Genomic DNA, 21,899 nt, shown 5'->3' on the forward strand with positions numbered 1-21,899 from the left:
ACTATTCGCCTCAAATGATCGAAAAATCCAGCTCTGCCAGTTTCACCCTCACTACGATCACTATTCTCGGACAGCCTCCCAGTCATCTCAATTACTCAGGGGTATATACTTGGGAACTTGGCTTGTGAACAATTATCAAATTGGCATGAAGTTTCTCTATTTGATTATCGTCATTCCACTCATATTTCCAGCGAGCATTTTCGCTGATGAGTTACCAGACTTAGGTGATGTATCACAAGCCACAATCACGCCTCGCCAGGAACGACAAATAGGATTGCAGATCATGCGCCAAATTCGTGCAGATCCAAGCTATCTCAACGATGCTGAAATCGATAGCTATCTCAATAACCTAGGCAATCGTTTGATTTCATCGTCCAACGAAGCAAAACCTGATCAATCGTTTGAATTTTTTGCTTTACAAGATCCTTCTATCAATGCATTTGCTTTACCAGGGGGATTCATGGGCTTTAACAGCGGACTAATTATCGCGGCGCAAAGTGAATCCGAGCTAGCTGGCGTCATGGCGCATGAGATTGCTCATGTAACCCAAAAGCATCTTGCAAGAATGATCTCTGGACAGCAACATATCGGCCTCATTACGTCCATTGCTGCGCTTGCTATAGCGATTCTTGCTTCCCGTTCTAATCCACAAGCTGGACAAGCCGTACTCGCTACTGCACAAGCTGGCGCAATCCAATCTCGTCTCAATTTTACGCGCAAGCACGAGAAGGAGGCAGACCGGATCGGCTTTAATATATTACAAAAAGCTGGATTTGACCCGCACGGTATGGCAGCTTTTTTTGAGCGTTTGCAGAATGCAGGACGCTACTATGAAAACGGTGCGCCCTCTTACCTTAGAACTCACCCTCTCACATACGAGCGGATTGCAGATATAGAAAACCGCACTCGCGAACTAGCATACCGTCAAGTTCCAGACAGCATCGACTTTCACTTAGTCCGCGCCAAGTTAAAAGCATTGCAAGGTAACCCTGCAGACACCGTCGCAGAATTCGATTCTCGCATTCGGGACAAACGCTATGCAAACGAAATCGCTGAGCGTTACGGCTTGATTTATGCCCTATTACGCGACAAAAAATTCCAGCGGGCGGATAAGGAGCTCAATGAACTATATCGACTAATACAATCCGATCAATCTCTCGGCGTACTGAAAAATCACCGTTTGGGTAAACCTGTTTTAGTTGAAAGCGAGTATTTACAGACTGGCGCCATGATTGAAACGCTCGCAGCACGTGTTAAGCTCGCCAACAAACAAATCAAGGACGCTTTTGCAGTTTATCAATCGGCATTAAAGACATATCCTCAACACCGTGCGTTAATTTACGATTATATCGCAGCTTTACTCGATCATCAGAGCGCGCAGGCTGCCCTTGATTTTATCAACAAACAATCTCAAATCATTCATGAAGATATCAATCTTTATCGGTTAGAAGCAAAGGCTCACGCAGCGCTCGATAATCATATGCTTCAGCATCGCGCTCAGGCTGAAATCTATATCCAGGAAGGAAAATACCATGCTGCAATTGAGCAATTAGAAATCGCTTTACGTATGAGCAATGGTAATTTCTACCAATTATCCAGCGTGGAGGCACGCTTGCGGCAACTGAAAGAATTTGTCGCCGCTTTCGAAAAAGATTGATGAACTGATCCCACCTTATCGTACCCCCCTTACTGTTATGCAACCCTCCACGCGACGGTATTCACTCTGCTACTATTTTAATTAAGCAAGACTTCAATTACGTTCGGACAATGCGTTTACAACATAAAAACAAACTGATTTTTCTGCTGATCATCCTATTAGCTAGCGCTGTTTATGGCTATACCAACAATAAATCGGAATCCAATAAAGAAAACTATCGAACTAAAGCAGTGGATCGAGGCGATATTGTGCAGATCATTTCAGCCAATGGCACACTGACACCGCTGGAGTTGGTCAATGTAGGGACACAAGTTTCCGGTACCGTATCCAAAATTTATGTAGACTTCAACGATCAAGTCGAAATTGGCCAAATCTTGGCCGAACTTGATCCTGCCTTGCTTAAAGCACAGCTGCACCAGTCAGAAGCTAATTTTAAGAGCGCTCAGGCAACTTTGAAAAACGCAATTAGTAAAGCTCATCGCGGCCAAAGGTTGTTGCAAAAAGGATTTATTTCTGATGAAGCACTCGATGAAATCGAGCAACAGCTGGATATAGCCCGTGCGCAGGTTGCAATCAGCCAAGCCAATGTTGAACGGGATCGCGCCAACCTCAACTACAGTGTCATCCGATCGCCCATCTCAGGAGTCGTCGTTGCGCGCGACGTCAATGTTGGCCAAACCGTTGCAGCCAGTTTCCAAACACCCATACTTTTTCAGATTGCTCGTGATCTCCGGCAAATGCAAATCAATATCAGTGTTGCTGAGGCGGATATTGGACAAATCCACACCAACCAAGAAATCATATTCACGGTCGATGCCTTTCAGGATCAAGAATTTACTGCTTATGTGAAGCAAATCCGCCTCAATCCCACTATCCAAGAGAATGTCGTAACTTACAATGTGGTCGCGACAGTTATTAACGATCATGGCATCTTACTCCCTGGAATGACGGCAAATGTGCGCTTCATCGTCGAACAAAAAACGGCAGTCATTCGGGTGCCTAATGCTGCGCTTCGCTATAAACCGAGCAATGACCTACTTTCCATGCCTATCAACAAACAGGCTCATCAATCTCCTCTCTATCGCCTTGAAAACAAAGTACCTGTACCAATCAATGTCGTTACCGGCATCACCGATGGTAATTTCACCGAAGTGATTTCCGGTGATCTAAAAGAGGGGGACCTACTGATTATCGGTGATAATGCAGCTCAAAAGCAGAGCCAAGGCTCTGCCAGTAACTTCAGGTTTAGGATGTTCTAATGTCAGGCACAAACATCGCTCCCAATCAACCTCTGATTCGAGTAGAAAATTTGTGTAAAGCCTACAACCTGGATCATCCCGAGAATCAATCAGCCTGCCACCAGGTCCTTTTTAATATCAATCTTGAGATTTACCCTGGTGAATTTATTGCCATTATGGGGCAATCCGGTTCTGGAAAATCTACTCTAATGAATATACTAGGATGCCTTGATACACCCACAGCAGGCAGTTACTGGTTAGCTGGCCGTAATGTCGCGACCTTTTCTGGCGATGAGCTTGCGCGTGTAAGAAATCGCAATATAGGCTTTGTGTTCCAGGGCTTTAATCTACTCAAGCGCATGACAGCCCTAGACAACGTTGCCATACCATTGCTGTACGCTGGTATGAATCGAAGTGAAAGCCGCAAGCAAGCGCTATCATTATTGCAGCAAACTGGCCTCGGTCAATTCACACGGCATTATCCGAATCAACTCTCAGGCGGGCAGCAGCAGCGCGTAGCGATCAGCCGCGCACTGGTAAACCAGCCACAGTTAATTCTGGCGGATGAACCTACCGGTAATCTTGATACACAAACCAGCCAGGAAATCATGGCATTATTTGCGCAACTCAACCGTGATCGTGATATAACGATCATATTGGTCACACATGAAGACGATATCGCAGCCTACGCTAACCGCCTAATTAGGTTGAAAGACGGGCACATTGTTCAAGATGAAATGCGATCCCCCACGACTGTATGAATTTGCTGATCATTATCACTGAGTCCTTTCGCGCACTACGCCTTAATCGTTTGCGCACGGGGCTTACCATGCTCGGCATGATCATCGGTGTAGCTGCTGTCGTTTTGATGCTTTCAATCGGACAAGGTGCCCAAGCGAATATCAACAACACTATTGCTTCCATGGGAAGCCACCTGCTGATCGTCGTACCCGGGGCCACTTCCTCGGGTGGATTACGTTTTGGCATAGGGAGCGTAAAAACACTGACAGCGGCAGACGCTCAAGCCATCGCAGAGCTTCCGTCAGTCGAAGCAACCGCTCCCGTTGTTTCTGGTATCGCACAGTTTAGTTATGGCGCGAATAATTGGAGCACAAGCATATCAGGCGTAACCCCGGATTATTTCACAGTCAGTAACTGGGTAATAGAACGCGGAGATATCTTTTCAGAAGCGGATGTGCGCTCTGCTACACGCGTGGCTGTACTTGGAAAAATTACGGCCGAAAATTTATTTGGAACAGAAGATCCTATCGGCAAAACGCTTCGTATTAGTAACAGACCCTTTTTAGTAGTCGGTGTACTTGCCGCTAAAGGTCAAAGTCTTAGCGGTCGAGACCAAGATGATAATGTGCTTATCCCACTGACCACCGCTCAGCGTCAGGTTCTGGGCAATCAATTCCCGGGTTCAATCAATCTTATGCTGGTTCAAGCAAAATCAGCCGAAATGATGGAAGAAGCGGAACAGGAAATTACACGTTTACTCCGTCAACGTCATCGCATCACGGGCAAAATGGAAAATGATTTTACGGTACGCAATCTGACCGCACTGGCTGCTGTTGCAAGCACTACAGCCAAAATCATGGCATGGATGCTAGGTGCCATTGCTTCAATTTCATTGTTGGTTGGAGGTATTGGTATTATGAATATCATGTTGGTATCCGTAACTGAACGAACCCGGGAGATTGGAATTCGTATGGCAATCGGTGCCAGCCAGCGAGCGATACTCACACAGTTCTTACTGGAAGCCCTGATGATTTGTATTCTGGGTGGTATAACAGGCGTTGCGCTTGGGATCACTTGCGCCTGGGCAATCAGTCAAATTGCCGACATGCCTGTCGTCATTACGCTCAGCATGATCGGTCTCGCATTCACCTTTGTCTCTATCATCGGCGTATTTTTTGGTTTTTACCCCGCCAAAAAAGCAGCCTCCTTAAAGCCAGTCGAAGCATTGCGTTATGAATAGCTTAGTAAAACCCTCTGCAAACAACACATTTTCTGCTATGCGGCATATTTATCCCTTTTACAAGGGTCACCGCTATCTTATAGACAAAGATGGAGATAACGTCTCTTTACACCGAATAAAGACATCAGCGATATATCCCCCTAAAAAAACCGCCCTATTAAGGGCGGTTTAAAATTTTTATCACTTATTAAGTCTTCTTTATTTTTTAGTCTTTTTTCTCATCGCCTGTATCAGGCATCGTTTCACGTTCCATCATCATGCTTGGGGGATACTGCGCTGGTTTAGGATCACCACAAGCGGTCAATGTAATTGCCATAAGCATCGCTGCTAAGAGTGCGAATTTCATTTTCTTAATCTCCTATATGAACAAATATGATGAATTAATTATATTTAAATATACTTACAACTCTTTGGCCATTCATATCTAGAAAGACCGTATTCTTAATAGCAGAATTATAATGCACTGTCCAGCAAATTTATTTTTTGCACAAATACTCGTCACCCAATATAGGCCTACTCACATAAAGCAAGGCGGCACACTATTATTATATAGAACAAATAGATAACGATATTATCAGTGTCTTAGTTTTCTAATTACCCGCGTTAAAACACTTGGCACATTTATTTACGCTTTCTCACCCTTCTTAGCCTGGCTAGAAATGAGTTTCAACCTTACTTGTCATTTCTGAAAAACTTATTTTTAGCCACAAGATGGTAGCCTTGAAATATCACGCCACAATCTTCAGGGTGAGGCTTTCTATCAAAAGCCCACATCTAGACCAGACATACTCCTAACAAAATGAGTTTGCAGTAGCTGCGCTGCCTTCGCACTCAAATGCTTCGACGGGCACTTTACCCCTCATTAATAACAGCGGACACATTGCGTTGCTGATCACTTGACTGACGACGCTGCCATGAACTATCCGTTCTACCCCGCTCCGGCCATGCGTACTCATAGTGATCAGATCGGCATCTTCTGCCCGAGCCATACGAATAATGGCTTCAGCCGGATCACCTTCCACAGTATGGCAACGAGACACTACTCCCGCAAGCTGCAACTGCAACTGTATCCGCTCTAGATAACATGCTGCCTGCCGGACGACGGGCTGTCCTTTCGCTTCATTTAAATCGATAGCGGTTTCATCAGCTACTAACTCATCTTCAGAATCTCGAAACTCAATGACTCGAAGAAGATGAATGACCGCCCCCGTATCCTTTGCAAACTGACGAGCCACGGGTAAGGCTGTTTCTGCTAAAGTGGTGCCATCAAGGGGTAGAACAATGGCTCGAGGCGGAGGGGCTGTCTCTGTCATAACCTTGGAAGGGACTATAAAAACAGGGGAACGCGCATTAACGACAAGCGTTTCCTGAGCTGCACATTGCTTGGAAGGGACTATAAAAACAGGGGAACGCGCATTGCGTACCACTTTGTCCGCTACACTTCCCAACAGCGCCAATTCAATTCCGGTTCTTCCATGTGTTGACATGGCGATCAAATCGACATTAGCTTTCTCTGACAAATGTAAAATACATTCAGCTGCCACACCCGGTAAAAACTGACTTTCTACTCTGAACCCTCTTTGGACTAGCTGCTGCGCTATCATTTGCATCTGCTCACTTGCTTCACTTTCGTCCGATAAAACGATCCGTTCCGATGTAAGAGATCTCATCTTATCGCTTAATAAAGGAAAAACAGAGGACGATAAAGCCGTCATCAGTAGAAGCTCAGTCTGCTCTGAGGTTATAAAGCGCAGCAAATGAGGTACGGCCCGCTCTGCCAATTCAGAGCCATCCAGTGGTATGAGCACTCGCTTGATCATGCGTATCCCCGTTATTTATAAACGTGATCGTGTATAGGCCTTTCCATATCGTTTCTCCAGATAAGACGGCAACACATGAATATTTTAAGATTTCTTCAATTACTTGTTTTTCGGAAAGAAGTAGCAGACTTTTGACCCCTACACTGGATGATCGAAGAAAATATCTCGAAGGAAAAATAATCGTCAATCAACTTCATCAGATATCTTTTAAAAAAACAAGCACGTATTTTCCCTTACCCTCTTTGATACAAATATTTGTCAGCTTTACTCATCAGGAGTTCAAACTGTGCATGATCAGGCGATAATCAAGAATATGTTTCGCAACGATAAAATTCATTTTGTAATCCCCAGAAAACCCTTATAAAAAATACATGGTTCATAACAACACACTTATTGCACTCGTCTGCGCATTACTGGCTTGTCTGATCTGGTCCGGCAATTTTGTGATTGCACGGAGCGTTCATGAATGGATACCTCCCTTTACCCTTGCTTTCGGGCGTTGGACAGTCGCATTATTTGCACTATTGCCATTCAGCTTGATGGTATTAAAACGGGAATGGCAAATTGTCACCGCTCATCTTCGTTATCTTTTCTTTATGGGGTTTATTGGTGTCGCCGGGTTCAATACGCTGATCTACCTTGCCGCCCATACCACCACTGTCAGTCATATTGCGATCATTTCGGCTGCCACGCCTATCTTCACACTGTTGATTGCGGGGTTGGTCGGTGAAGAAAAGCTATCACGATATCCCGTATTTGGTGCTGTATTGGCTTGTCTAGGTGCACTCACCATTATCAATCACGGCGACATCAGCGCATTGTTCAAACAAGCATGGCGACCAGGCGATATTTTGGCGCTTGTCGCCGCACTGATATGGGCTGGATGGAGTGTGGGGCTACGGTTCAAACCGGCAGGCATGTCCCCTGTCACGTTAATGACGATAGCAATGATCTTTGGTTTGCTTGGATTAATGCCGTTCTATGGCTGGGAAATACAGGCGCACACTGTAGATTTATCATCATGGCAAACCTGGTCGGTATTTTTGTATGTAGGTATCGCGGCATCGCTTATTGCATGGCTGCTCTGGCAATATTCAGTAGAAAAAATCGGTTCAGTCAAAACCAGCTTGATCTACTATACCATCCCCATTTTCAGCAGCATGCTTGCAGTACTCTTTCTGGGCGAATCGATTGAAATATATCATTTTGTCGGTTTCATACTGGTTTTCGCTGGGATTGTGACTTCAAACATGAGACGACCAACGAAAGCAGCTTATCCTCCACGGTAGAATAATCGGTTGTTTGATCGACCAACTTTTTTGATTTTCTCAACACATCGATCGTACAATTGCTATGAGTCTGCCCGAGAATATCGATGGTAGCGAAGATGAGTTTGGTTGAGTTGAATTTTTCGATCATTTGAGGCGAATCGTCGTTCTATTCAACTAAAAGGATCGGAAAATCCGGCCACCCAGGCTCATCCAGTAGCTCAGTCTCTTCTCAGGCGCCCTCCTAGCTTGAATTCAACAGGATTTATTGCAGATTCACCAGCCTAATCATACCTTAGCTCGTGCTTGTTCACTCGTGGTACTTTTCCCCTTATCAAATCTTTCAGGAAATTATAAAAGATATCCCCAGAAGGCGGGCAGCCAGGCAGGAAATAATCGATCTTGACGACTTCACTGACGGGATAAACTTTATCCAACAGTAAAGGCAGTTCGGGGTCATTCGGAATATGAGGGTTTTCCAAGCCGGCCCCCTTCAAGTACACCTCTTCGAGGCATTCTTGCAGGCTGTAGTGGTTACGCATGGCCGGTACGCCACCATTAATCGCACATGCACCAACCGCAACCAAAATTCGGCATTGTGTGCGGAAAGCGCGTAGCACGTGTACATTTTCTGCATTGCAAACACCGCCTTCCACTAAACCGATATCACAAGGACCCACTTGCTTGATATCCGTAAAGGGTGATCGGTCAAATTCGATATGCTCCAGCAATTCCACAAGCCGTTCATCCATATCCAGGAAGGACATGTGACAGCCAAAACAACCGGCCAGTGATGTCGTTGCAAGTTTGAGTTTATGGGTCATCAGAGGGAGCCCTTTTAACAATCTCGTTTTCCAAGCCAATCTCGCTGATTCTGTGTTGATCGAAAATGCGCTGGCCAATGGGTACATCATAACCCCGCTCCTTGATCAGGATTGCGCCGACTGGGCAAATCTTGGCAGCAAGATCACCGACCTCGATGTCGCTATCGATCAGTTTACCGCTAGGGGTATTGACGATGAGGCGGGCATCGATGCCTCGGCCGGCAATGGCAAAAACATTCTTACCATCTACTTCCCGGCTTGCACGTACACATAGGCTGCATAAAATGCAGCGGTCCCGATCCAACATGATCGTTGGATGCGAAGCATCGACCTCGCGCACGGGGTGCTGCTGAGGATAATGCCCCTCCAGCATGCCAAGATGATAAGCCATCGCCTGCAAGGGGCAGTTCCCAGTCTTCTCACAAGATGGGCAGATGTGATTCCCCTCGATAAACAGCATTTGGGTAAGTGATTTGCGTGCTTCGTTGAGTTCCACGGTATCGTTACGTATCTTCTGTCCAGTTGTGGCCAATGTGGTGCACGCTGTCACCGGTTTACCATTGACTTCGACAGTGCAGTGTTTGCAATTGCCATGGGGTGTAATACCGGGGAAGTGGCAGAGATGCGGAATATAAATACCCGCTGCAAGCGCGGCATCCATAATGGTTTGCCCGTGTTTAAACGGGATTTTCTGGTTATCGATAGTGATCAAACTCGCCTCAGGTTCGGTAACCATGGCCATTCTCATTCAATGTCTTGTTCGAGGTGCGCATCGACATCATCACGTTGTGTCATCCGCCGGGCTTCTTCCAACGCGGCATCCAAATTGAAATGGGGTGAAAAATCACGCTGAATCAATCGTCGCTCGAAAAACTGCGGAAAAGACTGCAATCCGTCCAAAATTGGATTCGCTGCGGTATGACCCAGTCCGCAATGGGAATAGCGCCTGACCAACTCACTGGTATGCTGCAACTCAGCCATATCGTAACGCGTACCCTGATTTGTGACGATTTTATAGAGGTTTTGCTTGAGCAAGGTCGTGCCAACGCGGCATGGTGTACAGAAACCACAGCTTTCATGCGCAAAAAATGCTGCAAACTGATAGATGATATCGAGCACATCGCGCTGATCGCTAAATACCATCAAAGAACCACCGGTTGACACATCCTCAAAACCGATTCGGCGATGAAACGCGCTTTGATCTATCAAAATTCCCGACGGGCCGCCGACCTGCACCGCTTGCACGTTATCGGCACCACAATCCTGCAAAATTTGCTGTAGGGTGACACCAAATGGATACTCATAAATCCCGGGTGCAGCGCAATCGCCACTGATGCTCAGGAGTTTGCTTCCAGCCGATTCGACCGTGCCCACCGAACTAAACCAAGCGCCTCCCTTGTAAGCGATATGGGCTGCCGCAATAAACGTTTCGACATTATTCACGACAGTGGGTTGTCCCAGATAACCCTGTGTCACCGGAAAAGGCGGACGACTGCGTGGAATACCGGGTTTTCCTTCGAGGGACTCGATCAAAGCTGATTCCTCGCCACATATATATGCACCAGCTCCAACCACAATCTCGATGTCAAAATCGAACCCTGTCTTAGCCAAAATAGACTTACCCAATAAACTAGTTTGTCGCCGGCGTGCGAGTATCGTCTGCAAATGCGGCAGCAAATAGCGGTATTCACCCCGCAGGTAGACATATCCTTCGCGTGCACCGATGATATGTGCACAGATCGTCATCCCCTCGAATAACGTATCGGCATACTGCTGCAATAGCATGCGATCCTTGAAGGTGCCTGGCTCCCCTTCGTCCGCATTGCAGACCACATAGCGTGCTTCAGCGACCGCCTCTTTACATAAGCGCCATTTGAGACCGGTGTTAAAACCAGCTCCTCCCCGCCCTCGCAGTTTTGATTGAACGATTTCAGCCAGTATTTCTTCCCACCCGCGCGCAAGTAGCGCCTGCAAACCTTCTCCTGGCGACAGATCAGTTTCGAGCAGCAGCCCCCTTTTATGAAGGGTATTGTCGATATGGAACCATGCTTGCGGCCACTCGGTTAACGGTTTGCCGGACTCGATCAAACCCACCATCTGCCAGATTCCTGCTGGATCCAGACGAACCAGCGGTATGCCGTTTATGAGCAATGATGCGCCGTGATCACATAAACCGATGCAGGAAGTTTCGTGCACGCTCACCCTGCCATCCGCACGCGTTTGATTGACGCTCACCCCCAATTGTTGGCTAAGCAATTGCAGCAAATCCACCCCACGAGCCTGGTAGCCGCAGCTGGTACAGTTACTGAACAAAATATGATAATCACCTCGAGGAGAGGTATAAAAGAAAGCATAGAAATCGACGACTGCCCTGACTTGGCTGATAGGCAAGCCGAACTGATCGGCCACCTCGCCGATTGACTCATCCGGAATATATCGATGCTTTTGCTGGATCTCGTACAAGCGATGCAGCAAATGCGGGGACTCAGCCATGCCAGGATTCCACTGATTTTAGCTACTTTTCCGGGCTGTTACCTGGATCTCAATTCGCATACGCGGATCGGACAATCCCGCCGAAATCATCATGGCAGCCGGGCGTACCTTACCCAGGTATTGACGAAAAACCGGCCAGCACAATTCAAAATCTGCCGCATTAGGCAGTACATACGTCACTCGGACGATATCCTGCAAACCGGAACCCGCCTGCCGCAAGGCTGATTCGATATTCTTGAAACACTGCTCGGCTTGCTCGAGCAAATCATCTGAGATGGTCATGGTGGAATAATCGAAACCTGTCGTACCTGATACAAAAATCCAGTCTCCCTCTACTACTGCGCGGGAATAACCAATTTCCGCCTCAAACGTAGAACCTGAACTGATCAACCGTCTTGTCATCATTTCTCCTCAAAGAATAAAGGTCATCCGTGGACTGTTGCTATGATTAACCTGACTCCATGCTAAGTCAACCCGATCATCAGAAAGTAAACAGATAATCAATCAACTGCGCTCCCCCAAACCCGCCAAAGGGTAAGAGCAGCGCCTGGATTGCCGGTTGCTGGGTCAAAGGCGCGAAAGCGCCTTCACGCGTATTACGAATCCGCTCGATCAACTGCTTGATCTGCTCTGCAGTGATGTGCAGTTGAACCTTGGGTTGCGCAAGCCGTAACAGCACTTCTTCATAATGGGCCAACACTTTGGCGCGTAGGGTTGCCGCACTGATACTCAACAACCTGGCTGTGTACAGCGTATAAAGCAATGCAACAATGACAATCAGGATCAGTACCAATGGAAAATCCATGGCATCGAACAGGTCGCTGCGTGCAATCACCATGAACAGGATCGATACAAACGGCAGATAAATGAGCCATTGGATGCGTCGTGTTGCTGCAACGATCAGCTGAAAGTCAAGATAATCATCGAGATAAGGGCGTGGTATGCCAGTTTCATTGGCTTCTCGGTCAAGCAAGTGTGTTGGCCACTGCCGACGGATGGTGCCGAGTGCATCGATAAATCGCGTACACGCACGGCTTTCATAGCCAATCCAGAAAATAATCAACCAAAGCACGGGTGCGGTCATTATCATGAGCGCATAGTGCAAATGCCTGACCAATTCACCACGATGGGGGAATGATGGAATCTCGAAAATGCTAAAGATTACGAGGCTCAACACAAATACAATTACGGTCGACAAGGCGATCCAGCCGATCATCTCGCGCCAGCTGGTAGCACGCAAATAATTCTGCCACAAAGTGGATACTTCAGCCTCACCAGTTGCCGTCATCGGTCTTACTTTTCCATCTGCATCAAACGCGAGCAGATCAACATAGGGTCCAGCCACTATTGCAGAAAATCGACTTCGTGCCAACGACCCAGTTGCAGGCATCGCTAAACTGAAACGCTCGGCGATGGCCAAAGCTTGTCGCTGAATACGAACGATAAATATCCCTATCAGGGCCAGCATTGTAATCAGACCAATGAAGCGGATCACGAGATTAGGCCACACGCTTACCCCCTCCAACCAGACATAAGGCTCACCCGTTCCCTGTTCGATTGAAGCCTGCATCGCCTGATAAATCAGCATCAGTACAGGGAACGTAATCACAATCAGCACGATGGCCCAAAATATGGCAGGGTAAGAATATTTCGATAAGCGATGGGATGATCGAAAAGAATGCATGAAAACCGATACCAACTGTTGTGCATGGCGGCTGGTAATGCTTAGCCAAATTACCAGCAAGAGGCCTGCCAGCCCTATCGTCCATGGTTGCGAAATCGTAAAGATGCCTAATTGCTTGATCGGTGTTATCTGGTCACACGCTGTCCAATCATTACAAAGTGTCGCGTAATTGATACGACTCTCCCCTGTTGGATTATGGCCGTTGATCCAATTGGCCAAATCTTCTACTGCCGGTGATGCGACCAGCACTGCCTCAGTTCGGCCAATTTCATAAATCTGCGGTCTTAGCCACTTCTGTATCTGGCCAGACCAATGCTCAAAAGGTTTTGTTGAAAGCGCCATTAAGCTCGCTAAGTAAACCGAAGTTTGATAGCCGTCACGAAATGGCAAAGAGGATTGCTGTAGCAAAGGATGTAATGCCAGCCCAAAATTAGATGCCACAACGAGATTACGCACCCAATCTTTCTGATCGGCATGTAAGTAGCGTGCATCCAGATCGGTTGTAAAAAAGATTTTACCCTTGAAATAGCCTCTCAAGGCTTGCAGAATCAATAGTTTGTCGTAAACATCCGACCCCACTATACCAATCGCTTTGACACCATGAGCCGCGAACTGTGGATCGCGGTCTAATTTTACGATCTCACCAGCCAGCCGACGCAAATAGTCATACTGACTCAGCCCTTCGGCATGTTCAGGTGGTGCTGCTTCAAGCTGTGCACGTAAATCCATGGTCTGGCTGCTATCATGCTTTTGCACTGATTTTACAGCAGGTTTCTCACCACTAGGCAATACCCCATCCAATCCTCTCAAGTAATGGTAGCGATGCACTGGCGGCGAGGTACCTCTATTGGTTTTACAAAGCGCAGCAAAACTATCCATCAGGTTCTGCGATAATGTGCGGGCATAGGCGGAATCCCACTCGCTGATCAACACAAGCCCATCCTTGCAGGGTTCATCTTGCCGAGAAACCGCAACTTCTTGCTCGCCTTCCGGCATCCAGCTCCGCTGGCGGTTAACCCCCCGCTGCCAAAGTTCCCATAACAAGGTGACGGCGAGTACATCATCGGTACCAATGGTGCGCACAATATTTCTCTTTTCCAGGATTTGCCGATAATGATCTCGATCCAAGAAACATTGCCACGGCTGCTGATTGCTTGTACCCAACGCATCAGACAAATTGCAATCAGTAATCGTCGCGCTGGGAGAAAACATCTTAATCAGCGGGGGTTGGTCCCGCTGCGCTGTGTTGGCGCTGCGGACTAATTTCATCAGCGTGGCCGATCCAGCCGGGCCGACCAACACCACCTCCCCAAATAACGAAGGTAATTCGTCCAGAATCAGCGCAGGTTCGTATAAGCTCTCATTCAACCAAAGCAACAATACTTTAGAAGCGAATGGCTCATCTCTCTCGAACCACTCAAAAGGGATAGTGATTTGTTTGACCTGATGCTCGCTCGCCGCCTCCTCAGCATGTAACAGCTTTCCCTGCTCCATACGGAAATAGCCTATTGCATCCGGATTTGCGGGACTATAACCATGAAAACCCAGCGCCGAGACTACTGCAACACGCGAACGCCTCCGACTTTCCGCCGCTTCGGCAAAAGAACCCCCAAAAACGCTCACAGCTAATACCGTCACCTTACTGTTCGCTAACCGATGCGTTTCGATTCTTGCGCGCAGTACCTCTGGTGCCAGTGGTCCGGTTTGATCTGGGTATTCATCTGCACTCGTAGCCGCAGACTGCACAAAACGTTCTTCATGCTTTTCGATAGCGACGAAAGGATCTTGCCAGAGCCGCGCTTCGACATTCTGCTGTCCGATTGGCACGAATTTCACTCGATCAGCATCACTCGGACGCGCGCTCTCCAAGGGTATATTCTTGACCAATACACCTGCTGCCAAGAGCAGCAGCATGATGATCGGCAAAGGATTAATCAGTAAACCTTTGCGGTCATGTTGCATATTCATGAGAGGAATAGCGGCATCACAATAACAAAGCCATTAATCATCTTGCGTTGTGAATAATTCATGCGCAGGTTTGGGTAAACCAAAATAATTACCTTGCGCCAAACCGGCGCCACATTGCTTAAGCACCTCCGCCTGGAGTGCATTTTCCACGCCTTCACCGAGCGTAATACCGCCCAGCCGGGTAATGGCTTGAATAGTTCTCGCAATATCCCGCTCCACGCCATCTTTGCGGCCAATGCGGCTGATCACCGTGATGCAGAGCTTGATGATCTCCGGCCGCAACGCCTCTACAGTCGACAAATCGAAGAAGCCACAACCAGTGTCATCCAAAGATAATTTAAATCTAGCATTCCGAAGTTCAGTCAATACGCTATGCAACTTGATTGCCGATTCGATCGGCAGATGTTCAGTCAGTTCGAATACAACGCGTGTTAGCAAAGGCACGATTTGCGGGTTGGTTAAATATTGCTGGAATTGAGTTGACATGAACAGCTCGGGTCCTAGATTGACGGATATCCAGAAAGGTTCAGGAATATGAATCAGCCAATCGATCGAACGTTTAAGGCAAGCAAATTCAAGCAACTGTGTCATGCCAAATTGCCGTGCTGCAGTAAACAGCGCATCGGCAGAATACAGAGCCGAATCAGCCGGCCCGCGTGTCAAAGCCTCATACCCTACAATTTTTTGATCAGTCAGAGAATAAATGGGCTGGAAATAGCTTGTCAGCCGATCCCCTTCGATCAGTAATTGCAGTAATGCCTGTGATTCAGCACTATGCAGCGACGAGACTGCCTCGGGGGGCGTCAGTAGCGCCAGATCAATCGCTTGATTAATTGCCTCACGATGCATCTCTTCTGGCGCCGGGAGAATAAGTACTCTAAAATCCTGCCGACTTCCCGTAGCCTGGCCAAAATTAGCCAGCAGTAATTGATGCATCTTTGCCATGCCTACTTCTTGCAATAGCGGTATCTGCTCCAGCATATCGAAGGGCATCAAAGATTTTTTTGGGCCAAATAACCTAAACCAGCGTCCGAAATATTCGGTGACAATAGGGCCATAAAGTTGATATTTCTGCAGTAAATTTTCTGACAATTGCTGTAGATCACGGGTTAAATCGGCATAAGCAAATTTCACAATTGCTTCACCAAATATCGCTTTAAACTGCTCTGGTTGATTTAGTTGAACAACAAAAATATATCGCTGATCGCTTGACATATAATCCCGCCCCATCGCTTGCCCGTAGATTACGATTACGCCCCAATTAAGTCATCATAGCAAATCAAAGAGATGCGCTTCTATCTTATTTGTTACTATAGATTATGTTTCATGAGCATGATATAAAAATACACTCTATGATCAGATAGTCCTACTTAATTACTTTGCGATTCCCCTTAAAATTCACCCCCAAAACCCTATACCGCTGGCTATTGATTCAGATTGTTTCGATTCTGGTTGCCGCCGCGATCGGGATTGTGATTTTGGGCGAGATCCTGACAGGCCCTGCATCGACTGCCGTAGGTTCACTCATGCCTGATTTTCCTGTTGAAGCTGTCAGAATTCCGGCTGGCCAAGATCATGCTGTCCAGGGTTGGCTAGCAAATGGCGTGCGGGGTCAAGGGATAGTGCTACTTGTTCACTCCATACGCAGCAATCGCCTGGAAATGCTGGGGAGGGCTCGGTTTTTGAATGAACGAGGATATAGTGTCTTACTCATCGATCTGCAGGCTCATGGCGAAACACCGGGAAAACGCATCACTTTTGGTTTTCTTGAATCGGAAGATGTCAAAACGGCAGTAACTTATCTGCGTAACCATTATCCTCACGAAAAAATTGCCGCTATCGGCGTCACCTTGGGCGCAGCGGCTATTCTGCTGGCAAATCCCCCACCGAAGCTTGACGCCTTAGTCTTGGAATCGCTCCATCCGACATTCGAACAAGCGGTCGAAAATCGGCTTAAATTGCATCTCGGTGAATTCGGATTATGGATCAAGCCGTTATTGCTTTCTTATTTATCAATGCTTTTGGATCTTTCCATTGAGGAACTCAATCCTATCGACCGGATAAGCAACCTAACCGCCCCTGTCCTTTTTATCTCAGGCACTCATGATAGGCATACCACACAATCTGAAGCCGAACGATTATTTAATGCGGCCCCTCAACCCAAAGAATTATGGATCGTCCCGGGAGCAGGTCATTACAATATGCATACCTACGACAGCAAAAGCTATGAGGAGCGCGTTTCCTCATTTCTCGATCAATATCTCTAGCACATAAAGAGCACATATAGGTTTATAGGGTTTCATACCATAAATCTTTTCAGTAAATTAAAGGAGTGTAAATAGTGGCTGATTATCAGCATATTTTGTTGGCGGTTGATTTTTCAGATCAAGATAGCTATGTAGCACGTAAAGCTGAGCGGTTAGCGACCTTTTATAAGGCTAAGCTGAGCATCATTCATGTATTGGATAACATCCCGATGCCCGATACCGCTTATGGTACCGTCATTCCCCTTGATTCCGGCTCATCTTATGAATTGCTCGAGTCAGAAAAAGAGAAATTCATTCAAATAGAAAGTAGATTAACCCTCGATCTTGCTCAACGCTGGTTAATTTGGGGTAAACCAGAAATAGAGATCATCCGCATTGCGAACGAACAAAGTGTTGACTTGATCGTTGTGGGTTCGCACGGACGTCATGGTCTTGCATTACTTTTAGGCTCTACGGCGACTGGTGTACTCCACCACGCGCCATGCGATGTGTTAGCTGTCCGTCTTCAAGATATGGACTGAAGAAAACGCTGAAATTTACCTTGCAGAATCTTAGTGAGTTAGCGTAAACGGCTCTGTCTCGCTTAGCACATCCCCCTGCTATTCAAACTCACCATATTTTCCACCACGATTTTTTTCCTAATGGCCCTGAATCGGAGAGAAATTCACTTTCTGGAAAATTTTTTCTCATCACACGCTCGACATCATCTCGCAAATCAGTCAGCCCCATTTCGTCGTAAGCTCTCGCCATGATATACAAAGCTTCTTCGGTTGCAGGTGTTTGCGGATATTCCTCTAAAACAAATTGGGCACGCCTTACCGCAGCAACGTAAGCTTTACGCTTCATATAATAACGAGCAACATAGATCTCGCTTTTAGCGACGACATTGACTAGATGCGCCATGCGTTTGAGTGCATCAGGCGTATATTTACTCCTGGGAAACCGAGTCGCCAATTCTTTGAAATTCTCGAAGGATTCGCGCGCAGCCTTTGAATCACGCTCACTCATGTCTTGGTTGATAATTTTCGATGTGATGTAGCCCAAGATGCCAAGATCGTCGTGAAAGTTTGCTAACCCCTTGATATAATATGCATAGTCAAGGTTTGGATGATGTGGATAAAGCTGGATGAACCGATCCGCCGCCGCAATAGCGGAGGCCTGTTGCTGATCCTTATAATAGGCGTAGGCTGTTTCAAGTTGCGCCTGTTGCGCGTAGCGTCCATAGGGATACCGTGCCTCCAGTGCTTCAAATAATTTGATAGCAGCGGCATAATTACCGTTGTTTAATTCTTCTTTAGCCTCGGAATAAAATTTATTCGCTGACCACTGACTCTGATCGACCGACTTTTCTTTTAGCAAGCCACATGCCGATAATCCAAAAACCAGAATGAGAATTAAACGATGCCACATAAAATTACCTCTAGAAACCGAAAAAACCATTAAAAATTATAGCGCAAAGTCATCCTCATCCACGCTGACCCCGCAACTAGAATCACCAATCGAATTTATCGCCCCACTGACAAGCGCTGGACAGCGGTTAGACCAATTACTCGCGCAATTGCTCCCCCAATGGTCGCGCAACCGTTTGCAATCGTGGATACTAGAGGGGCGCATACGTGTAGACGGTCACATCGTGAGTGCTAAACAAAAAATATGGGGAAACGAAAAAATCAGTGTGTATCCCCATATTGTATCAGTCAATGAGGCCCATACCGCAGAAGCGATCCCTCTCAACATCATTTATGAAGATGCTCATATACTTGTTGTTGATAAACCTGCGGGCATGGTTGTACATCCAGGTAACGGAAATTGGCAGGGCACGCTCTTAAATGCGCTCTTGCATCATGCTCACCAACTCAATGACGTTCCCCGAGCGGGCATTGTGCATCGATTAGACAAAGATACAAGTGGTTTACTTGTTGTTGCCAAGACAATTGAAGCGCAAATCAGTCTCGTTCGCCAATTGCAGCAGCATACTGTCAAACGGGATTATCTCGCTGTCGTCCTCGGTGAAGTCAAACAAAGTAGCTACGTCGATGCGCCAATTGGTAGGCACCCTGTGCAACGCACTAAAATGGCCGTCAGCTCACAAGGCAAGCCTGCGCGTACTCACTACCAAATCTTAGAAGCTTTCCATGGCTGCACGCTGCTTCGCTGCAGTCTAGAAACTGGACGCACGCATCAAATACGGGTTCATATGCATAGCATAGGCCATCCCCTCGTGGGCGACCCCGTTTATACGGGTAGGCCTAGAAAGACATCCCCATTCATGGCTCAATTCATGATGCAGTTTCCAAGGCAGGCGCTTCATGCGCAGCAACTTTCCTTAGCCCACCCTCAGCATGGCGAAATCATGAGCTGGTATTCTGATTTGCCTGACGATATGGATTCACTCTTGCAAGCCTTGCGGAGCGAACAAATATCCTCAAGTCACGGGACGAGATAAGCAAATGATTGCAACCTATTATTGAAGACTGTAGAAATAAAATACCCCGCTGCCAGCAGCGGGGTATAGATACATGTTTCAATCCCAGTCTTATCATACTCAGTAAAGGTGATGAATCTAGAAATGAAAAATTGCACTGATTGAGAGCAGTACCTGATCACCCTTTCTACCATCCCGATATACGGTATTGTTCTCAGTCGCAAGATCGTACCGCACTTCTGGACGCAAAGTTAATCCTGCTATTGGCTTATAATTCAGTCCGCCCGTAATAGCGATAAAATGTTCCTTTCTACCATCGGCCAGGACTCTAGCGCCGTCCTTATCATGGAACCATTCAAAACGTAATCCAGCGCCAAGATTGGCTGCGATATCATAAATGAGATACTGATTGATACCGTACCAACTTGCCGAATGGGAAGCAGATGTTTTTTGTTCTATTCCATGATCATGTTGCAGCACGTAATGCAGCCTTTCCGTAATATCGTGCTCCAACACAATGCTATATAAGGTACGATTGTGGTCATTGTTTAGTCCGCCTGTTTCCACGCTCCCCGTAATCAAGGTAGCTGACAATGCCGTTCTTTCGTCATCGGTGGTATAGCTCACCCCACCGAGAAAATTGGCTGGTTGCCTAAAAAAGGCATCCCATCCAGTGACAACCCCGCCCTGAATCGTAATATTTTCATTAACAGGATAGGATAGTAATGCGCCGGTATGGGTAAAGGGCTCACCATATTGCATGGTATAAGCATGTGAAAAGAAGAAGTTATTGGGTGAAGGTACAGATTCATAGCCCATGATCGTATAAAAGTGTCCGATCGTCGCTGTTATCCCATTCCCATAGGGTGCATATACACTTGCGTATAATTGTGGAAATACGAGTTGATGTTTTGGATCATCACCTAAAATTGTTCTATCAAAATTTGTTGCGAAAGTAAATCTCGCATCCCGACCATATAATAGGTCAGCACGAAACCCTACATCCCATTCCTTTCCACCCACATTGACTTCTTTTTCGATAAAACCATAAACCTGATGAAGGTTAAAATGATTGGCACCATCGTTAAAAGTTACAGGTGCATTTGAGCTATTTTTAGGGCCGTGTGGATTCCCCGCAAACCCAATATCCACCCACCCTCCGAATTTGACACCTAACGATTGCATAAACGGTGTTTCATTGACCTTGAAACCCGTAAAATTTTCAACTAACCCCTTATCTTCTGCGTAAGCAGGATAAGTAAGAACCATCCCACATAGTAGCAGCGGCCATGTGTTAATCTTTCTGTGACGAACAAGACGCATACATATCCCTCCCTTAAGTTGATTAATTCCCTTCTCTCGTACTGGATAAAGCAATGGCTAAACCCTATTCGCAAATCAAGCTCGCTTACCGGTCCAGCTCATTAACAACCATTCTTATTGTAGGGTTGAGAATACTATGATACGTGTCTTTCAGGCAACAGAATGTTTCGCAAATAAAAAGAATCGTTTTGTCTTTTTTGAATTATGTTGTTTTTTTGGTCAAAAACATAATTCAACGCCATAGCCAGCTCCAGCTTTGTCAGCATTACACTGGCCTGTTGATATATATATAGGTATAGGTATATCACGCTCTATAAATACTTTTCCAATTATCAGGCTACAGAAAAATAAGCAGCAGCTATTAGGTTTCTTTTCGATAACCAGAAATCAGTTCTGCCCGGGGCTGTATAGAGTCTCCCCGCTCCTGACTGAGGATATGCTTTAACAAGCCTTGATTGGCGTCTTCCACTAAATCGAGCACCAACTCAAATCCATGGCTGCCGCCAAAATAGGGATCTGCAATTTCCTGACATTTATCCCATTGACTGCTGTAGCGCATGAGCAGATCAAGTTTATGCGTGTATTGTTGCGGACAACGCTCACGAAGTGCAGCCAGGTTATTCTTGTCCATTGCAAGAATATAGTGAAACGCTTCGAAATCATTCGACTCGACAGTGCGCGCGCGTAATTCATGCATACTGTACCCCCTCTTTAACGCCACTTTTTGAGCGCGTCTGTCTGGAGGCTCATCAATATGATAGGCATGGGTACCTGCCGAATCGACGTAAATCCATTTTTCCAATCCCGCTGATTTAACTTGATGCCGGAATACTGCGTCTGCAGTAGGCGATCTGCAAATATTGCCCATACAGACAAATAAAACTTTAATTTTATTATTTAGCTCCATTTCTATATTGTTGTTACTCGTCTAATTCCAATCATTATTAACAC

19 protein-coding genes are annotated in these 21,899 nt (G+C 46.5%); 8 read left to right on the forward strand and 11 right to left on the reverse strand.

Going from position 1 to position 21,899, the window contains the following annotated elements; all coding sequences use genetic code 11:
• Positions 1 to 124: 124 nt before the first annotated feature.
• From C8R30_RS11645 to C8R30_RS11660, 4 genes are all read left to right on the forward strand, one after another.
• On the forward strand, positions 125 to 1,657 hold the full coding sequence (locus C8R30_RS11645; protein ID WP_420812406.1) for a M48 family metalloprotease: 1,533 nt from the start codon (positions 125 to 127) through the stop codon (positions 1,655 to 1,657).
• 110 nt (positions 1,658 to 1,767) lie between these two features.
• Positions 1,768 to 2,916: an efflux RND transporter periplasmic adaptor subunit gene (locus C8R30_RS11650; RefSeq protein WP_107790171.1), complete on the forward strand. Its 1,149-nt coding sequence runs from the start codon at positions 1,768 to 1,770 to the stop codon at positions 2,914 to 2,916.
• Positions 2,916 to 3,656, forward strand: a complete 741-nt coding sequence (locus C8R30_RS11655; protein ID WP_107790172.1) for an ABC transporter ATP-binding protein — start codon at positions 2,916 to 2,918, stop codon at positions 3,654 to 3,656. The genes C8R30_RS11650 and C8R30_RS11655 overlap by 1 nt, the downstream gene beginning before the upstream one ends.
• A complete protein-coding gene (locus C8R30_RS11660) occupies positions 3,653 to 4,876 on the forward strand; it encodes an ABC transporter permease (RefSeq protein WP_107790173.1) in 1,224 nt (407 codons plus the stop codon). The genes C8R30_RS11655 and C8R30_RS11660 overlap by 4 nt, the downstream gene beginning before the upstream one ends.
• 205 nt (positions 4,877 to 5,081) lie before the next feature.
• Here the strand turns inward: C8R30_RS11660 and C8R30_RS15935 are convergent, their stop codons facing one another.
• Positions 5,082 to 5,222 carry a hypothetical protein gene (locus C8R30_RS15935; protein ID WP_177182249.1) on the reverse strand — a complete coding sequence of 47 codons (141 nt, stop codon included), beginning with the start codon at positions 5,220 to 5,222 and terminating at the stop codon, positions 5,082 to 5,084.
• Positions 5,223 to 5,667: 445 nt separating this feature from the next.
• Entirely contained in the window at positions 5,668 to 6,696 is a 1,029-nt protein-coding gene (locus tag C8R30_RS11665; protein WP_107790174.1) for a universal stress protein, read from the reverse strand.
• Between the two features lie 371 nt (positions 6,697 to 7,067).
• On the opposite strand from C8R30_RS11665, the gene C8R30_RS11670 reads away from it, so the two are divergent.
• A complete protein-coding gene (locus C8R30_RS11670) occupies positions 7,068 to 7,985 on the forward strand; it encodes a DMT family transporter (RefSeq protein WP_107783210.1) in 918 nt (305 codons plus the stop codon).
• 263 nt (positions 7,986 to 8,248) lie between these two features.
• On the opposite strand, the gene C8R30_RS11675 is transcribed toward C8R30_RS11670, so the two are convergent.
• From C8R30_RS11675 to C8R30_RS11700, 6 genes are all read right to left on the reverse strand, one after another.
• Positions 8,249 to 8,788, reverse strand: coding sequence for an NADH-quinone oxidoreductase subunit B family protein (locus tag C8R30_RS11675; protein ID WP_107790175.1), 540 nt, complete (start codon positions 8,786 to 8,788; stop codon positions 8,249 to 8,251).
• Positions 8,778 to 9,524 (reverse strand): 2Fe-2S iron-sulfur cluster-binding protein, encoded by a 747-nt coding sequence (locus C8R30_RS11680; protein ID WP_107790182.1) that lies wholly within the window; start codon positions 9,522 to 9,524, stop codon positions 8,778 to 8,780. Before C8R30_RS11680 ends, C8R30_RS11675 begins: the two co-directional genes overlap by 11 nt.
• A gap of 8 nt (positions 9,525 to 9,532) precedes the next feature.
• A complete protein-coding gene (locus C8R30_RS11685; protein ID WP_107790176.1) occupies positions 9,533 to 11,281 on the reverse strand; it encodes an NAD(P)H-dependent oxidoreductase subunit E in 1,749 nt (582 codons plus the stop codon).
• A gap of 18 nt (positions 11,282 to 11,299) precedes the next feature.
• Positions 11,300 to 11,686 carry a RidA family protein gene (locus tag C8R30_RS11690; RefSeq protein WP_258192028.1) on the reverse strand — a complete coding sequence of 129 codons (387 nt, stop codon included), beginning with the start codon at positions 11,684 to 11,686 and terminating at the stop codon, positions 11,300 to 11,302.
• Positions 11,687 to 11,762: 76 nt separating this feature from the next.
• Positions 11,763 to 14,933: a hypothetical protein gene (locus C8R30_RS11695; protein ID WP_107790177.1), complete on the reverse strand. Its 3,171-nt coding sequence runs from the start codon at positions 14,931 to 14,933 to the stop codon at positions 11,763 to 11,765.
• Positions 14,934 to 14,966: 33 nt separating this feature from the next.
• Positions 14,967 to 16,148 (reverse strand): EAL domain-containing protein, encoded by a 1,182-nt coding sequence (locus tag C8R30_RS11700; RefSeq protein ID WP_181258739.1) that lies wholly within the window; start codon positions 16,146 to 16,148, stop codon positions 14,967 to 14,969.
• A gap of 164 nt (positions 16,149 to 16,312) precedes the next feature.
• Here C8R30_RS11700 and C8R30_RS11705 point away from each other — a divergent pair, with 164 nt between their 5' ends.
• A complete protein-coding gene (locus tag C8R30_RS11705; RefSeq protein WP_239654233.1) occupies positions 16,313 to 17,200 on the forward strand; it encodes an alpha/beta hydrolase in 888 nt (295 codons plus the stop codon).
• Between the two features lie 74 nt (positions 17,201 to 17,274).
• A complete protein-coding gene (locus C8R30_RS11710; RefSeq protein WP_090665593.1) occupies positions 17,275 to 17,721 on the forward strand; it encodes a universal stress protein in 447 nt (148 codons plus the stop codon).
• Positions 17,722 to 17,809: 88 nt separating this feature from the next.
• Here the strand turns inward: C8R30_RS11710 and C8R30_RS11715 are convergent, their stop codons facing one another.
• Complete coding sequence (locus C8R30_RS11715; protein WP_090665594.1) at positions 17,810 to 18,610, reverse strand: outer membrane protein assembly factor BamD; 801 nt, start codon at positions 18,608 to 18,610, stop codon at positions 17,810 to 17,812.
• Between C8R30_RS11715 and rluD the strand changes: the two genes are divergently transcribed.
• Positions 18,588 to 19,646, forward strand: coding sequence for a 23S rRNA pseudouridine(1911/1915/1917) synthase RluD (gene rluD, locus C8R30_RS11720; protein ID WP_107790183.1), 1,059 nt, complete (start codon positions 18,588 to 18,590; stop codon positions 19,644 to 19,646). The two genes, C8R30_RS11715 and rluD, sit on opposite strands and share 23 nt — an antisense overlap.
• Before the next feature lie 117 nt (positions 19,647 to 19,763).
• Here the strand turns inward: rluD and C8R30_RS11725 are convergent, their stop codons facing one another.
• Positions 19,764 to 20,948, reverse strand: a complete 1,185-nt coding sequence (locus C8R30_RS11725; protein ID WP_090665596.1) for a porin — start codon at positions 20,946 to 20,948, stop codon at positions 19,764 to 19,766.
• A 361-nt stretch (positions 20,949 to 21,309) separates the two neighbouring features.
• On the reverse strand, positions 21,310 to 21,855 hold the full coding sequence (locus C8R30_RS11730; RefSeq protein ID WP_107790179.1) for a low molecular weight protein-tyrosine-phosphatase: 546 nt from the start codon (positions 21,853 to 21,855) through the stop codon (positions 21,310 to 21,312).
• Positions 21,856 to 21,899: the final 44 nt, after the last annotated feature.

This window comes from Nitrosomonas nitrosa, from assembly GCF_003051105.1.
Lineage (GTDB): Bacteria > Pseudomonadota > Gammaproteobacteria > Burkholderiales > Nitrosomonadaceae > Nitrosomonas > Nitrosomonas nitrosa.

Excerpts from the sequence above, each read along its gene's own strand:
- C8R30_RS11650 (WP_107790171.1), top strand. The coding sequence starts at position 1,768 with ATGCGTTTACAACATAAAAACAAACTGATTTTTCTGCTGATCATCCTA.
- C8R30_RS11655 (WP_107790172.1), top strand. The coding sequence starts at position 2,916 with ATGTCAGGCACAAACATCGCTCCCAATCAACCTCTGATTCGAGTAGAA.
- C8R30_RS11660 (WP_107790173.1), top strand. The coding sequence starts at position 3,653 with ATGAATTTGCTGATCATTATCACTGAGTCCTTTCGCGCACTACGCCTT.
- C8R30_RS15935 (WP_177182249.1), bottom strand. The coding sequence starts at position 5,222 with ATGAAATTCGCACTCTTAGCAGCGATGCTTATGGCAATTACATTGACC.
- C8R30_RS11665 (WP_107790174.1), bottom strand. The coding sequence starts at position 6,696 with ATGATCAAGCGAGTGCTCATACCACTGGATGGCTCTGAATTGGCAGAG.
- C8R30_RS11670 (WP_107783210.1), top strand. The coding sequence starts at position 7,068 with ATGGTTCATAACAACACACTTATTGCACTCGTCTGCGCATTACTGGCT.
- C8R30_RS11675 (WP_107790175.1), bottom strand. The coding sequence starts at position 8,788 with ATGACCCATAAACTCAAACTTGCAACGACATCACTGGCCGGTTGTTTT.
- C8R30_RS11680 (WP_107790182.1), bottom strand. The coding sequence starts at position 9,524 with ATGGTTACCGAACCTGAGGCGAGTTTGATCACTATCGATAACCAGAAA.
- C8R30_RS11685 (WP_107790176.1), bottom strand. The coding sequence starts at position 11,281 with ATGGCTGAGTCCCCGCATTTGCTGCATCGCTTGTACGAGATCCAGCAA.
- C8R30_RS11690 (WP_258192028.1), bottom strand. The coding sequence starts at position 11,686 with ATGATGACAAGACGGTTGATCAGTTCAGGTTCTACGTTTGAGGCGGAA.
- C8R30_RS11695 (WP_107790177.1), bottom strand. The coding sequence starts at position 14,933 with ATGAATATGCAACATGACCGCAAAGGTTTACTGATTAATCCTTTGCCG.
- C8R30_RS11700 (WP_181258739.1), bottom strand. The coding sequence starts at position 16,148 with ATGTCAAGCGATCAGCGATATATTTTTGTTGTTCAACTAAATCAACCA.
- rluD (WP_107790183.1), top strand. The coding sequence starts at position 18,588 with ATGAGAATTAAACGATGCCACATAAAATTACCTCTAGAAACCGAAAAA.
- C8R30_RS11715 (WP_090665594.1), bottom strand. The coding sequence starts at position 18,610 with ATGTGGCATCGTTTAATTCTCATTCTGGTTTTTGGATTATCGGCATGT.
- C8R30_RS11725 (WP_090665596.1), bottom strand. The coding sequence starts at position 20,948 with ATGCGTCTTGTTCGTCACAGAAAGATTAACACATGGCCGCTGCTACTA.
- C8R30_RS11730 (WP_107790179.1), bottom strand. The coding sequence starts at position 21,855 with ATGGAGCTAAATAATAAAATTAAAGTTTTATTTGTCTGTATGGGCAAT.